The organism is Xanthomarina sp. GH4-25 (assembly GCF_045363175.1).
Taxonomy (GTDB): Bacteria; Bacteroidota; Bacteroidia; order Flavobacteriales; family Flavobacteriaceae; genus Xanthomarina.
In genome coordinates this window covers 120,098-134,820 of the sequence record NZ_JBJFLO010000005.1, presented here as the reverse complement: position 1 = coordinate 134,820, position 14,723 = coordinate 120,098, and the positions used below count along the sequence as shown (strand labels likewise).

10 protein-coding genes are annotated in these 14,723 nt (G+C 32.8%); 1 reads left to right on the top strand and 9 read right to left on the bottom strand.

The window, feature by feature from the left end; translation table 11 throughout:
* Nucleotides 1-15: 15 nt before the first annotated feature.
* The 4 genes from ACI5KZ_RS08625 to ACI5KZ_RS08610 all read right to left on the bottom strand — a co-directional run bounded on the left by ACI5KZ_RS08625 (nucleotide 16) and on the right by ACI5KZ_RS08610 (nucleotide 8,138).
* Nucleotides 16-1,791, bottom strand: coding sequence for an AMP-dependent synthetase/ligase (locus ACI5KZ_RS08625; protein ID WP_406847430.1), 1,776 nt, complete (start codon nucleotides 1,789-1,791; stop codon nucleotides 16-18).
* 115 nt (nucleotides 1,792-1,906) lie between these two features.
* Entirely contained in the window at nucleotides 1,907-5,599 is a 3,693-nt protein-coding gene (gene purL, locus ACI5KZ_RS08620) for a phosphoribosylformylglycinamidine synthase (RefSeq protein ID WP_406847429.1), read from the bottom strand.
* A gap of 157 nt (nucleotides 5,600-5,756) precedes the next feature.
* Nucleotides 5,757-6,917: an endonuclease gene (locus ACI5KZ_RS08615; RefSeq protein ID WP_406847428.1), complete on the bottom strand. Its 1,161-nt coding sequence runs from the start codon at nucleotides 6,915-6,917 to the stop codon at nucleotides 5,757-5,759.
* A 6-nt stretch (nucleotides 6,918-6,923) separates the two neighbouring features.
* Complete coding sequence (locus tag ACI5KZ_RS08610; RefSeq protein WP_109308861.1) at nucleotides 6,924-8,138, bottom strand: RsmB/NOP family class I SAM-dependent RNA methyltransferase; 1,215 nt, start codon at nucleotides 8,136-8,138, stop codon at nucleotides 6,924-6,926.
* Nucleotides 8,139-8,239: 101 nt separating this feature from the next.
* On the opposite strand from ACI5KZ_RS08610, the gene ACI5KZ_RS08605 reads away from it, so the two are divergent.
* The gene (locus ACI5KZ_RS08605; RefSeq protein ID WP_109308860.1) at nucleotides 8,240-9,283 is read left to right on the top strand and encodes an oxidoreductase; all 1,044 of its coding nucleotides are present in this window, start codon (nucleotides 8,240-8,242) and stop codon (nucleotides 9,281-9,283) included.
* Between the two features lie 26 nt (nucleotides 9,284-9,309).
* Here the strand turns inward: ACI5KZ_RS08605 and ACI5KZ_RS08600 are convergent, their stop codons facing one another.
* The 5 genes from ACI5KZ_RS08600 to ACI5KZ_RS08580 all read right to left on the bottom strand — a co-directional run bounded on the left by ACI5KZ_RS08600 (nucleotide 9,310) and on the right by ACI5KZ_RS08580 (nucleotide 14,678).
* Nucleotides 9,310-9,753 (bottom strand): sensor of ECF-type sigma factor, encoded by a 444-nt coding sequence (locus ACI5KZ_RS08600; RefSeq protein WP_109308859.1) that lies wholly within the window; start codon nucleotides 9,751-9,753, stop codon nucleotides 9,310-9,312.
* A gap of 12 nt (nucleotides 9,754-9,765) precedes the next feature.
* Nucleotides 9,766-10,263 (bottom strand): hypothetical protein, encoded by a 498-nt coding sequence (locus ACI5KZ_RS08595; RefSeq protein WP_109308858.1) that lies wholly within the window; start codon nucleotides 10,261-10,263, stop codon nucleotides 9,766-9,768.
* A gap of 33 nt (nucleotides 10,264-10,296) precedes the next feature.
* Nucleotides 10,297-10,839 carry an RNA polymerase sigma factor gene (locus ACI5KZ_RS08590; protein WP_406847427.1) on the bottom strand — a complete coding sequence of 181 codons (543 nt, stop codon included), beginning with the start codon at nucleotides 10,837-10,839 and terminating at the stop codon, nucleotides 10,297-10,299.
* A gap of 278 nt (nucleotides 10,840-11,117) precedes the next feature.
* The gene (locus ACI5KZ_RS08585) at nucleotides 11,118-12,947 is read right to left on the bottom strand and encodes an ABC transporter ATP-binding protein (RefSeq protein WP_109308856.1); all 1,830 of its coding nucleotides are present in this window, start codon (nucleotides 12,945-12,947) and stop codon (nucleotides 11,118-11,120) included.
* Nucleotides 12,948-14,678, bottom strand: coding sequence for a phospho-sugar mutase (locus tag ACI5KZ_RS08580; protein ID WP_406847426.1), 1,731 nt, complete (start codon nucleotides 14,676-14,678; stop codon nucleotides 12,948-12,950). It lies immediately after the preceding gene.
* Nucleotides 14,679-14,723 lie beyond the last annotated feature (45 nt).

The window sequence follows — 14,723 nt, the reverse complement described above, 5'->3', positions numbered from 1 at the left end:
AAAGGAGTTTGAAATTTATGGGCGATATATTTTTTCGTAGAGGTCTTTGTAGATTTCTTTTATAACATTTCTCTTCATTTTCATAGTAGGAGTAAGGTGGCCTCCATCTATTGACCAAACATCAGGAGTTAGCTCAAAGCGTTTAATTTGTTCCCATTTACCAAAATTTTTATTGCAGGTATTTATTTTGTCTTGAATGATATTAATAATTTCATCAGAGTTTGCTATTTCTTTTTCAGATTTTCCAATATTTTTTTCTTCTCTATCAATCCAATTTTGAATATACTCAAAGTTTGGTTGAATTAATGCTGCTGGCATTTTTTCGCCTTCTCCAACAACCATAACTTGTTCAATAAAAGGGGATTGTTTTAATTCATTTTCTAATAGTGTTGGAATAACATATTTTCCGCCAGAGGTTTTAAACATTTCTTTTTTACGACCTGTAATTTTTAAGAAACCATCTGAATCAATTTCGCCTTTATCACCTGTGTGAAAATATTCTCCGGTCATTACTTCTGCAGTTTTTTCTGGATCTTTATAATAACCCATCATTACGTTTGGTCCTTTAATTAAGATTTCTCCATCTTCTGCAATTTTAACTTCAACATTCAAAATTGGTTTTCCAACGGAACCAACTCTAAAGTTGTTGTCTTTATACATTTCAACAGAAACTACTGGAGATGTTTCTGTAAGTCCATAACCTTGCATCACCTGCATACCTGCAGCCGAAAACACTCTAGTTAATCTTGTTTGTAATGCAGCACTACCAGAGACCATGGTATGTAATTCTCCTCCCAAGGCTTCACGCCATTTGCTAAAGATTAACTTATTAGCAATTTTAAGTTTAAATTCAAACCACCAACCATTCTGACCATAGGGTTCCCATTGCTCACCTAGTGACACTGCCCAGAAGAAAAGCACTTTTTTTATTCCTGTTAAATCTTCGGCTTTAACCATGATTTTATCATAGACTTTTTCTAGAAGTCTAGGAACAACGCTCATTAAGTTCGGTTTAATTTCTTTTGCATTTTCCCCAATCTTGTCAATGCCTTCTGCAAAGTAAATAGTAGCACCTGCATATTGATATAAATAAATAAGGACACGTTCAAAAACGTGACAAATAGGTAAAAAACTTAACACTCTATTTTCTTTATGACTCATTATTGGTAATCGATGAGAAGCATCCAGAGCATTACTTGTAATATTATTATGAGACAACATGACTCCTTTTGGCTTACCTGTTGTTCCTGAAGTATAAATGATTGTTGCTAAATCTAATGGAGAAACGGCATCTTTACGAGCCTGTACCTCATTTTGATTACTTTCATCTTTGCCAAGGTCTAGTAATTCTGAATAATGCTTACAGCCTTCAATATGATTAAAAGAATACACATCTTTTATTTTTGTATTTGATTGTACTTTACGTACTTTCTTTAGAACTTCTTCGTCTGAAACAAAACAGTAGATAGATTCGCTATGATTTAAAACATATTCATAATCTTCAGCACAAATCGTTGGGTAGATAGGTATATTCTGAGCTCCAATTTGAAGAATACCTATATCCATGATATTCCATTCCGTTCTATTTGTAGAAGAAATCACTGCAATTTTATCATTCTTTTGAATACCTAATTTTAAAAGCGCACGACTCATTGCATTCGACTTTTCTAGATATTCTTTGGTAGAAGTCTTTACCCATTCACCATTTTGTTTGGTAACAAGTGCAGCTTCCAAATTATATTTTTCAAGTTGATAATATGGAAAGTCAAAAAGTCTGGTAATTTCTGTCATTTGTCTATGAGGTTTGAAGACTTGCAAAATAGGAAAAAAAACTGATAATAAATTGACAGTATAAAAAAAGGGACTTGAATTATTCAAGTCCCTTGATTTATAATTAATTAACGAGTTACTTTTTGTTCTCAATCCATTTTTTAGCATTTTCAAATGCTTCTAGCCAAGGAGACACTTCATCTTTTCGGCCTTCTGGATAATTTGCCCAGTTCCATTGGAATGTTGAGCGCTCAATATGCGGCATGGTTACTAAATGTCTTCCTGTTTTATCACACATCATAGCCGTATTAAAATCTGAACCATTAGGATTTGCAGGATAACCTTCGTAGCCATATTTAGCAACAATGTTATAATCTTTCTCCTTGTTAGGTAGACTAAATTTACCTTCGCCATGAGATATCCAAACACCTAATTTGCAGCCTTCTAAACTGGATAACATAACAGAATTGTTCTTCTGGATTTCCACAGAAGTAAATGAACTTTCGTGTTTTTTGGAATTATTATACGTTAATTTTCCATGTGTATCATGGTCTGGATTAACCAATTCCAGTTCCATCCAAAGTTGTGCGCCATTGCAAATACCAACAGAAAGTGTGTTTTCACGTTTAAAGAAATTCTTTAAAGCTGTGTTGGCTTTTTCATTGTATTTAAAAGCACCTGCCCAACCTTTAGCAGAACCTAATACATCTGAATTTGAAAAACCACCAACAGCCCCAATAAATTGAATATCTTCAAGTGTTTCACGACCAGAAATTAAATCGGTCATATGAACATCCTTCACATCAAATCCAGCTAAATACATGGCGTTAGCCATTTCGCGTTCAGAGTTTGAACCTTTTTCTCGTAGTATAGCGGCTTTTGGGCGAGATTTTTCACTAGCGTTCTGAATGGCAGGAAGTTTCCCAATAAAATGTTTAGGGAATATATATTCTAATGGTTGGTTTTTATAATTATCAAATCTGTCTTGTGCCAAACCGTTTGCCGTTTGTTTTTGATCCAATAGGAAGGATGTTTTATACCAAACATCACGTAGTCTTGAAATGGTTAATGTGAAAACTTCATCATCATTAATAATGCTTAACACATCACTTTCTTGAACGGTTCCTATATTGAAGAATTTAATATTTGCGTCTGTTAATATCTGTTCAATTGAATCATCAGCTGCTTGAAAAACAATTCCTGTATTTTCAGAGAAAAAGAGTTTGATAGAATCTGTTTCAGCCAAGTCCGTTAGATTTAATTCGGCTCCTAAATTCACATCTGCAAAACACATTTCTAAAAGTGTTGTAATTAAACCACCTGAAGCTACATCATGTCCTGCAACAATTTTGTCAGCTTTAATTAAATCCTGAATGGTATTAAAAACGGTTTTTACAAATTCTGGATTTGTTACATCTGGCGTTTCATTTCCAATGGCATTTAAGGTTTGGTTGAATGAACTTCCACCTAATTTAAAATCATCTTGGGATATATTGATATAATAAATGTTTCCCGCATTTTTTTGAAAAACAGGCTCTACAACTTTGGTAATATCATTACAGTTTCCAGCAGCTGAAATAATAACCGTTCCAGGGGAAATAACGTCTTCATTTGGATATTTTTGCTTCATGGAAAGTGAGTCTTTTCCAGTGGGAACATTAATTCCTAAATCGATGGCAAATTCTGAAACCGCTTCAACAGCTTCATATAGCCGTGCATCTTCACCTTCATTTTTACAAGGCCACATCCAGTTGGCAGACAATGAAACACTTTCTAATCCATCTTTTAAAGGCGCCCAAATAATATTGGTAAGCGATTCTGTAATGGCATTTCTACTGCCAGCTTTTGGTGAAATTAATCCTGAGATAGGTGCATGACCAACAGATGTTGCAATGCCTTCTTTTCCTTTATAATCCAAAGCCATAACGCCACAGTTATTCAAGGGCAATTGTAAGGGGCCAGCACATTGTTGCTTGGCTACTTTTCCTCCAACACAACGATCTACTTTATTAGTTAACCAATCTTTACAAGCCACAGCTTCTAACTGTAAAACTTGATCTAAATAGATGAGTACGTTTTTCGATTTATATCTTGGATTCTTATATTTTCTGACAACCGTATTATCTGTCATGATGGTTTTAGGAGAGCTTCCAAACATGTCTGTCAAGGCTAAATCCATAGGTTTTTCACCAGTGGTTTTAGATTCAAACGTAAAACGGTCATCACCTGTAACATCGCCAACCGTGTACATTGGCGAACGCTCACGTTCTGCAATTTTTTGTAAGGTTTCAATATGTTTGTCAGATATCACTAATCCCATTCGTTCTTGAGACTCGTTTCCAATAATTTCTTTAGCCGAAAGGGTAGGATCTCCAACAGGTAATTTATCTAAATCAATTTTACCTCCAGTGTCTTCAACCAATTCACTTAAACAATTTAAGTGACCACCAGCACCATGATCGTGAATAGAAATAATAAAATTTTCATCACTTTCCACCATACCACGAACTGCATTTGCAGCACGTTTTTGCATTTCTGGGTTGGAACGCTGAACAGCATTTAATTCAATTCCTGAAGCAAACTCTCCCGTATCTGCTGATGAAACGGCTGCGCCACCCATGCCAATTCGGTAGTTTTCTCCACCAAGAATAACTATTTTGTTGCCTTCTTTTGGTGTGTCTTTTATCGCTTGATCTGCTTTGCCATAACCAATGCCACCAGCTTGCATGATAACTTTATCATAGCCCAGTTTCCTTGCTTTTGCATTACTAGATGCTGTGTTTTCTTCGTGTTCAAATGTTAGCACAGAACCACAAATAAGTGGTTGTCCAAATTTGTTTCCAAAATCTGAAGCACCATTAGAGGCTTTAATTAAAATATCCATTGGTGTTTGGTACAACCAAGGACGTGCTTCCATTTTTTCTTCCCAAAATCTCTTTTCTTCCAATCGGGAATAGGCTGTCATATAAACAGCTGTTCCAGCCAATGGTAATGAGCCTTTTCCACCTGCTAATCGATCGCGAATTTCACCACCTGAACCTGTTGCAGCTCCATTAAAAGGCTCAACCGTTGTTGGGAAATTGTGTGTTTCTGCTTTAAGTGAAATAACAGAATCAAATTCTTTTATTTGGTAAAAATCAGGTTTGTCAGCCGTTTTAGGTGCAAACTGTTCTACTCGTGGGCCTTTTACAAAAGCCACGTTATCTTTATATGCTGAAACAATGGAGTTTGGATGTTGTTTAGATGTTTCTTTTATTAATTTAAAAAGTGAGCTTGGTTTTTCTTCACCATCAATTACAAAAGTGCCATTGAAGATTTTATGGCGACAATGCTCCGAATTTACTTGCGAAAAACCAAAAACTTCTGAATCGGTTAATGGTCTGCCTATTTTTTTTGAAACGCCTTCTAGGTATGCTATTTCTTCATCATTTAAAGCGAGTCCTTCTTGTTGGTTGTAAGCCGAAATATTATCAATATTTAAAATAGCTTCTGGCTTAATATCAATAGAGAAAGAATCTTGATGTAACCCGTTGTATTTTTCCGAAATCATAGGATCATAATCCTTGAAATCTTCATCAGTTGCTTGAAACTCTTCAATACGGATAATACCTTCAATACCCATGTTTTGCGTGATTTCCACAGCATTGGTACTCCAAGGTGTAATCATGGCAGCGCGAGGTCCAACAAAAAAAGCATCTAGAGATGCTTGTTCTATTTTTGGTTGGTTGCCAAATAACCACACTAATTTAGATATGGTTTCGGTTGATAATTCTTTTGTTGCTTGAACAGCAAATATTTTACTGTTTTGGTTTCCGAAGAAATGAATCATTATGTATGAGTTAGATTATGTTGTTTCTTTTAAAGTGCAAATTTACTTTTTTTCAGCATAATAATTACTATATAAATTATTGAAAATTTAGAGTTATTCACCAAAAAAAAAGCGACTTAATATTAAGGCGCTTTTTTAATATTTTGTTACACAATGCTTATTGTTTAATTAATTTTTTTGTGGTACTGCCCTTAGATGAATTAAGTTTTACTAAGTAAATACCTTTAGAAAGTCTAGAAATATCTAATTTATTTAGATTTGATGATATGTTTTGAGATTTTATTTTTTTACCTAAAATATCATAAACTTCAACTAATATGTCATCATTAGTCGAAATTGTTACTACATTACCTTTAGCAGGATTAGGAAACATTTTGATTGTATTTGTAATTTCAAATTCTTTTATAGTAAGCTCATTTTGCCAAATATCTAATACGTATTGAGGATTGTCAATAAAAGGGTTTCTGTTTCTTTGTCTTGTGGTATTTCCAATACCATCTATATTATTATTTCTGTCAATTTCACGCTGAGATACAGGATCGTTTACATGCCATGTATATAAGATGTTTAAAAAAGTATCTGTAAAACATTTGTCGTTAGAACCATCAAACATATCGTATTGGTTAAAACTAGTCATGTCATCTTCATATCTAGTTACAAAATAAAAATACATTCTAGCTATATCTCCTTTAAACTCATCGATAGGTTCGAAAACAGTATCTGTATAACCTGCTGAATATCCAGAGTTTAAATTGTTTCCTAATTTTGAACCATTTGTTGTTATTAAAGTTGCATTTTGAACAACTCCAAAAGGGAAATTATCTCTTCGGCCATTTACATATTTATCAGTAGGTACAACAAAATGCGCATCATTTTTCATTGGTGTATCTCCATCGAAAACTGCTTGTGGAATGATATGTTCTCTATTAAAACGTTGTCCTTCTTCTGTACCCAATGTACCATCATCTTGTTGAGCAGATCCATAAGTATACTCATAAGAATCTGTATCGTTTATACCATTTGCTGGTCCAGGAACAGCTATAACACCCTCAGAATACATGTCTAAAAGTGTTCCATTGTTTTCGAAATAAAAATCTTTATCTGATAGTTCAAACGTATCATATAGATCACCATAACTAAGATTAATTGATGTGTACTCGGTTGATAAACCATCGTTTACATCATCAATTATTTTTTTTAATTGTGTTTTTAAGGCGTAACCAGTTCCTGTTGCAGAACTATAATAATTTGTTGGAATTTGTGCAGAAGCAGTTGTAGCTACTAATAATAATCCTATTATAAAGTAAATGTGTTTCATAAGTATTTATTTTTTATTTTCTAATAATGCCATGTAAAATCCGTCGAAACCAGATTTGTGAGATAAAATGCTTTTATCTTTTACAAAGGTAAAATCTTTTCCCATTTCTGATGTTAAAAAAGTATCCACTTGCTTTTTATTTTCAGAAGGTAGAATAGAACAAGTGGCATATACTAGCTGTCCTCCGGGTTTTACCATTCTAGAGTATTGCTGAAGAATTTCTTGTTGTGTTTGTTTGATGTTTTCAATAAATTCTGGTTGTAATTTCCATTTAGCATCAGGGTTTCTACGTAAAATACCAAGTCCAGAACAAGGTGCATCTATGAGAACACGATCAGCTTTGCCGTATAATTTTTTGATAACTTTAGTAGAATCTATATGTCTAGGCTCTATATTATGTGCCCCATTACGTTTAGCTCTACGTTTTAATTCTTTTAATTTATTATCGTAGATATCCATGGCGATAATCTGACCCTTATTTTCCATTAGAGAAGCTAGATGTAAAGCTTTCCCACCAGCACCAGCACAAGCATCAACCACACGCATACCTGGTTCTACATTTAAAAATTCTGCAACTAATTGTGAAGAGGCGTCTTGAACTTCAAAATGCCCATTTTGAAAAGCGTCAGTAGTAAAAACATTGGCACGTTCTTTTAATCTTAAAGCGCTAGGATGATCTTTTATAAATTCGGTTTCAATGTCTAGATCGAATAATTCAGATTGTAATTTTTCTTTTGTTGTTTTAAGGGTGTTCACTCTTAAAATAACATCTGCTTGTTCGTTTAATGCAGCAATTTCTTTGGTCCAAACAGCTTTTCCAAGTTCTTTTTCACCTACTTCGTCTAACCAGTCTGGAATAGATTCTTTAAATTTTCTAATTTTAGAAAGTTCGTCGAATCGTCCTTTAATTTTTCGTGTAGGTGTGTTTTCGAAATATTTCCAATCAGGTAATTTGATACCTCTTAAGGTGGCCCAAACAGCAAATACTCGCCATAAATCTTCACGACTGTAAGGTTCTTTTACTTCAGCAATTTCACTATATAAGCGCTTCCATCTTACTATTTCGTATGTGGTTTCGGCAACAAAAGCACGATCTCTTGCTCCCCAACGTTTATCTCGTTTTAATAATTGTTGAATAACTTTATCGGCATATTTTCCTTCATTGAAGATTAACGTTAAACCGTCAATTGTTGCAAAACATAAATTCCTGTGTAATCTCATTGTAATTTTATAAGCTTGCAAAGTTACGTTAATTGCTACGATTTCACGAATGTTTTTATTATTTAGATGAATAGACTTATCTTTCCTCAAAAAATTATAAAATGAGATACCTTATTTGTTTTATTCTTGGTTGTGGATTATTGATTTCATGTAAAGAAAATGAAGTATTTATTCCAAGGGATTTTAAGTCTATAGAAATTGAGTCTATTTTAAAAGATTCTTTGTTGAGTATTAGAGCTATTGATATTTTAGATGATGGAAGCCTGGCTTTTGCAGCTAATAATGGCACATATGGACTTTATAATCCAAAGAAGGCAAATTGGCAGATTTCTAAACAAGAACTCGACTCATTACAATTAGAATTTAGGTCTATTGCTCATACAGCAACAGATTTTTTTATGTTAAGTGTTGGTAATCCAGCTCTGTTATTTAAAACAGGAGACAAAGGAAGTATGGATTTGGTCTATTTAGAAGAGCACCCTAAAGTTTTTTACGATGCCTTGACCTTTTGGAATGATAAAGAAGGAATAGCCATTGGTGATACTACAGAAGAGTGTTTAAGTATCATTATAACTAGAGATGGTGGACATACATGGAATAAAGTGCCTTGTAGTAAGTTGCCAATAGGAATTGAAAGTGAAGGTGCTTTTGCAGCAAGCAATACCAATATTGCTATTTCTGGTAATAACACTTGGGTTGCAACAACATCAGGAAGAGTTTATTTATCTAAAAATAAGGGCTTGACTTGGGATGTAGTACAAACTCCAATTATTAACGAAAAAGAAACAGAAGGGATCTATTCTATTGCTTTTTACGATGAGTACATTGGCTTTGGTATAGGAGGAGATTATACAAAACCAGATAACAATACAGCTAATAAAATAACTACTACCGATGGTGGAAAAACATGGAACTTAATTGCCAATGGACAAAATCCTGGTTATAGAAGTTGTGTTCGGTATGTTCCAAACAGAGAAGGAAAAGAGTTAGTAACGGTTGGTTTTAAAGGAATAGATTATAGTAATGATGGAGGAGTTACCTGGCGAAATTTAAGTAAGGAAGGATTTTATACTTTAAGGTTTTTAAATGATAGTATTGCTTATGCAGCTGGTCATGGAAGAATAAGTAAGCTGAAATTTAAATAAAAAAAGAAGCCAACTGGCTTCTTTTTTTATGGTTTTTCTTTATGTTCGGGATGATGCCTTTTTCGATACTCATCAAACATTTTTCTGTTGAAGTCCATTTCTGCCTTTTTTAGTTGAACAATTTTTTTGGACGAAATGACCTGTTGTAGATCGGTAATCAGATTGTTGTAGATTTTGTATCGTCTATTGTTTAAGGCTTTCATTTCAACCAGCATGGCATTGGCTTCGACCTCAGTTAATTTATTATAATCAATATCTTTTCTGTCTTTATGGCTTTCACTTTTTATAGCACTTTTTTCTTCTTCATATTTATTATAAATAGGCCAAAATTTCTCTGCTTCAGTTTTAGACAAATTTAACTGCTCAGTAATATAAGCTGTTTTAAGAGCTTTTATTTTTTCGTGTTTGTCTTGAGCGAAACCTGTGAGGCTCAAGAGTATTAATAAGGTAATAAGGATGTTTTTTTTCATTTGTATAAAATGTTATTCAGACATGTAATCTTCAAAGTCTGATGAATTGTATAGATAGTTTTCAAGAGATGCATCACTAATGGCATCCTCTAAAATAAATGATGAAATATCGATGTCTTCAATAATTTCAGCCTCCATATCTAACGTTTCTAAATCCTGATTCGAGACATAATTTTCTAAAGCTTCGGTTTCTATCTCGTCAAAAGAGATACTGTTATTAAATATATTAAGATTAAATAATATGACAATGGCAGCTGCAACACTTGAAATGGTTAATATATGTCGTTTAGATATTAATGAAATAACTTTTGTTTCTTTTTTGTCTTGAACTTGATTGATAATTCTATCTTCAAGGGTCTCAAAATAATTTTCAGGAGTTTTAAATGCTGATTTATTTATGTTCTCATTTAGATGTATTTGTGACATAATAGTTTCTTCCAAATTGGAAAAATAATTTTCAGGAGTTTTTAATCCCGATTTTTTTATATTATGGATACTATTCTTTTTCATCTTAATGTTTAGACTGTTTTTTATAATAAAAGTTTAATTGTTAGTTAAATACTCTTCAACTTTTTTTGAAGCAATGTGGTATGATGCCTTTAGTGCTCCTTCACTTGTTTCTAAAATGTCGGACATGTTTTTATAAGTAAGGTCTTGAAAGTACTTCATGTTAAATACCAATTGTTGTTTCTCAGGCAACTTTGCAATTGCCAGTTGTAATTTATATTGAATATCATCTCCTTCAAAATAAACATCAGCTTTCAAGTTGTTTATAGCAAGTTGTTGTGCTTCTTCGTTCGAGATTTGTAAATGTTTTGCTCTTTGTTTTAAAAAAGTTAAAGACTCATTTGTTGCTATTCTATACATCCATGAAAAGAGTTTGCTGTCTCCTTTAAAGTTATGAATGTTTTTGAAAATTTTAATAAAAGTGTTTTGTAGGACATCGTCTGTATCGTCATGAGATTTAACAATATTTCGAATATGCCAATATAAACGTTCTTTATATTGAGTAATTAACTCTCTAAAGGCAGCCTCTTTTGTGTCTTCTGATTTAAGTTGCTCAACAAGATTTAATTCCTCAGTCACTCGTATGTTTTATTATTAGACACTACAAATTACTAAAAGTTTAATCAAAAAAGAATAAAAAAGCTAATCGATTGTAAATCAATAGTATAAATTAGAAATCATCGACAAACAGCATGTTTAATACGATGAGTAGCATATTTTATTTGGTTTATATACAAATTTGTTTTATGTTTACAGCAACCAACCTACTTATTTGTTAGTTTTCCCCAAGTCTAACAATAGCAAAAAAGGACAGCATGTAAATGTTGTCCTTTTTTAATTTATAAGTTTATTCTAGTTTACTCAAAACTTTGCATGTCGACCAGCTTTTTGTACATACCGTTTTTGTCTAATAATTCTTGATGCGCTCCTTGTTCTACAATTTCACCTTTTTGCATCACGATAATTTCGTCTGCATTTTGGATAGTTGATAATCTATGAGCAATTACTATAGATGTTCTGTTCTTCATCATATTCTCTAAAGCAATTTGCACTAAGCGTTCGCTTTCTGTGTCTAAGGCAGAAGTTGCTTCGTCTAAAATCATGATTGGAGGATTTTTTAATACAGCTCTAGCAATACTTAAACGCTGCTTTTGGCCTCCAGAGAAATTATTTCCTGCATCTCCAACATTGGTTTCAATGCCACTCGGTAGGTCTTTAACAAATTCCCAAGCATTAGCAATTTTTAAAGCTTCAATAATTTCATCTTCGGTAGCATTTGGTTTTCCAATGAGTATATTATTTTTTATAGAATCGTTAAATAGGATGGAGTCTTGAGTGACTAACCCCATAAGATCTCTTAAAGATTTTTTAGTAACATTTTTAATATTAATTCCGTCTATGTTAATACTTCCTTCGTTAATATCGTAGAATCTTGTAACCAAGTTTGCAATGGTGCTTTTACCGGATCCAGACTGTCCAACAAGGGCAACGGTTTTCCCTTTTGGTACTTTAATGCTGAAGTTTTTAAGGACAAGATCATTATCATATTTAAAAGACATATTATTAATAGTCAATTCTTTATTAAAGTCAGATAATACAGTCGCATTAGGTAAATCGGCCATAGTATCCTGTTCGTGTAAAATTTCGAAAACACGATCGGCTGCTGCCATGCCATTTTTAACACGATAAGATGCTTTACTTATAGCTTTTGCTGGGGTTAAAATAGCATAAGACAATCCCATAAACGCTAAAAAATCTGTACCTTCAATCACTTTATCTACAAGTACCAATTGGCCACCATACCATAACAGAACAGCAATAGTAGTAATTCCTAAAACTTCACTAACAGGTCCAGCTAGATTATTTTTGAGTCCTATTTTATTAGAAAGCCTTAAAATTCTATCTGCTGAACTGGTGAAATTATTTTTAAAAATAGGCTCAGCATTATAACTTTTAACAATTTTTAAACCTGTTAAAGATTCTTCTACAATTGAGATTAATTTTCCAGATTCTTGTTGAGCTTTTAAAGAATTGCTTTTTAAGCTTTTTCCTAATCTAGAGATTAAAAGTCCTGCAACCGGTATAAATAGTAAAACAAATAGTGTTAGTTTCCAGCTAAAGGTAAACATGAAAATTAAAGAGAAAATAATAGTTGCTGGTTCTCTTACAATAAGTTCTAAAACAATAAAGAAAGAGTTTTGCATTTCATTAATATCACCTAGAATTCTGGCCATGACATCTCCTTTTTGTTTTTTAGAATAAAAACTTAAAGGTAGCTCGATAATTTTTTTGTACATATCTTTTCTAAGGTTGTTGAGAACCCCATTTTTAAGATACATCATGTGTTGCATTGAAATATAGCCAAATAAATTTTTAAGTAAAAAGGTAGAAATTACCAAAGAAATAACAATTACCAAAGCCATTTGTGCATTTCCATCTTCTAAATAACTACTAACTTTATAATTTAATAATTGTTCTCCATAAGTTTTTATGCCTTTTATGCCATTCCAAACAGGAGCTTCTGTAACTACAGATGTTTTATCGAATAAAACATTTAACATGGGAATAAGCGAAATAAAAGCTAGAGCACTAAACAACGCATATAATAAATTAAAAAAGACATTTAAAAAAACGTGCTTTTTAAACTTTTTTATAAATGGCCAAAGTTGATTTATTATTTTTTTCATTTAATTAAGTTGCATATCTTTAATGATAGCATCTATCTTGGTTTCCAATTTTTGTTCCGTGATAATAAAATCTGACACATTGTCTAGCGTTGTATTCACGCTAATATAGAATTTAATTTTTGGTTCGGTTCCACTTGGTCGTAATGCTATCTGGCTCCCATCTTCAGTATAATATATCAATACGTTTGATTTTGGAATAGGTATCATTTCTTCGATTCCAGTAACAAGGTTTTTAGCCATTGAACTTTGATAGTCTTCAATTCTAATAACTTTTGAATTATTAATAATTGTAAGTGGTTTTTTTCTGAAATCAACCATCATTTGTTTGATTTCTTGAGCACCTTCAATACCTTTTTTAGTTAAGGATATTAATCTTTCTTTATATAAACCGTGTTTTACGTAAAGTTTGATTAATTCGTTATAAAATGAACTGCCGTTAGCTTTGGCTTGAGCAGCAATTTCGCAAGCAAGTAGTGTTGCAGTTACCGCATCTTTATCTCGTACAAAATCACCAACCATATACCCGAAACTTTCTTCGCCACCACCAACAAAATCGAGTTCTGGGAAGTCTTTAATCATTTTGGCAATCCATTTAAAACCTGTTAAGCCTATCTTGCATTCAACTCCATAAGCTTTTGCTAAAACGCTCATCATTGGTGTTGAAACGATGGTGGATCCAATAAATTGGTTTCCTTGAATTTTCCCTTCAGCGTGCCATTGTTTCAATAAAAAATCTGTCATCATTAGCATGGCTTGATTGCCATTAAGCAAGGTCATGTTTCCGTTAAAATCTCTAACAGCCACACCAATTCTATCACTATCAGGATCTGTTCCAATTACAATGTCTCCTTCAACTTTATCCGCTAAATCTAAAGCCATTTTTAAGGCTTCTGGTTCTTCAGGGTTTGGCGAAGCCACAGTAGGAAAGTCGCCATTAGGCTCGGCTTGTTCTTCCACAATATGCACCTTTTTATATTCGGCTCGTTTTAATGTTTCAGGAATAATAGTAATTGAAGTGCCATGTAACGAGGTAAATACAATGTTTAAATTATCTTTAGCTTGTTGTGTAGTGTTAAAACTCCCGTTTTTAATAGATGCGTTAATAAAGACATCATCTACTTCTTTACCAATATATTGAATTAAAGATTCGTTGGCTTCGAATTTAATTTCGGAATAATCCAGATTGTTTATTTCGTTTATAATTTCAATATCTTGAGGTGGTACAAGTTGTCCGCCATCTTGCCAATATACCTTATATCCATTGTATTCTGGAGGATTGTGTGATGCTGTTAATACAATGCCACAATGGCAACCTAGATGCTTTAGAGCAAAAGATAATTCAGGAGTTGGTCGTAAATCTTCAAATAAAAATACTTCAATATTATTTGCTGAAAATACGTTTGCTACAAGTTTAGCTAACGACTGACTGTTGTGTCTGCAATCGAAAGCAATGGCAACTTTTATAGTTTCGTTTGGAAAAGATTGATGCAAGTAATTACTTAGTCCTTGTGTGTTTTTTCCTAGCGTATACTTATTAATTCTATTGGTGCCAATTCCCATAACACCACGCATACCACCAGTTCCAAACTCTAAGTTTTTGTAAAAACTTTCTTTAAGTTCTTTGGGATTGGTAGCAATTAAATTTTTTATATGTGCTTGTGTTTCATTATCAAAAGCTGGTGTGAGCCATGTATTTACTCTTTCTAATAATTCTGGTTCAATGTATATCATATTTTAAAAATGTGATGCAAAAATAAGTAATTCTAAAAGATTCAA

Bases quoted from the DNA above. Each gene is read 5' to 3' on its own strand.
- ACI5KZ_RS08625 (WP_406847430.1), bottom strand. From the start codon at position 1,791: ATGACAGAAATTACCAGACTTTTTGACTTTCCATATTATCAACTTGAA.
- purL (WP_406847429.1), bottom strand. From the start codon at position 5,599: ATGATTCATTTCTTCGGAAACCAAAACAGTAAAATATTTGCTGTTCAA.
- ACI5KZ_RS08615 (WP_406847428.1), bottom strand. From the start codon at position 6,917: ATGAAACACATTTACTTTATAATAGGATTATTATTAGTAGCTACAACT.
- ACI5KZ_RS08610 (WP_109308861.1), bottom strand. From the start codon at position 8,138: ATGAGATTACACAGGAATTTATGTTTTGCAACAATTGACGGTTTAACG.
- ACI5KZ_RS08605 (WP_109308860.1), top strand. From the start codon at position 8,240: ATGAGATACCTTATTTGTTTTATTCTTGGTTGTGGATTATTGATTTCA.
- ACI5KZ_RS08600 (WP_109308859.1), bottom strand. From the start codon at position 9,753: ATGAAAAAAAACATCCTTATTACCTTATTAATACTCTTGAGCCTCACA.
- ACI5KZ_RS08595 (WP_109308858.1), bottom strand. From the start codon at position 10,263: ATGAAAAAGAATAGTATCCATAATATAAAAAAATCGGGATTAAAAACT.
- ACI5KZ_RS08585 (WP_109308856.1), bottom strand. From the start codon at position 12,947: ATGAAAAAAATAATAAATCAACTTTGGCCATTTATAAAAAAGTTTAAA.
- ACI5KZ_RS08580 (WP_406847426.1), bottom strand. From the start codon at position 14,678: ATGATATACATTGAACCAGAATTATTAGAAAGAGTAAATACATGGCTC.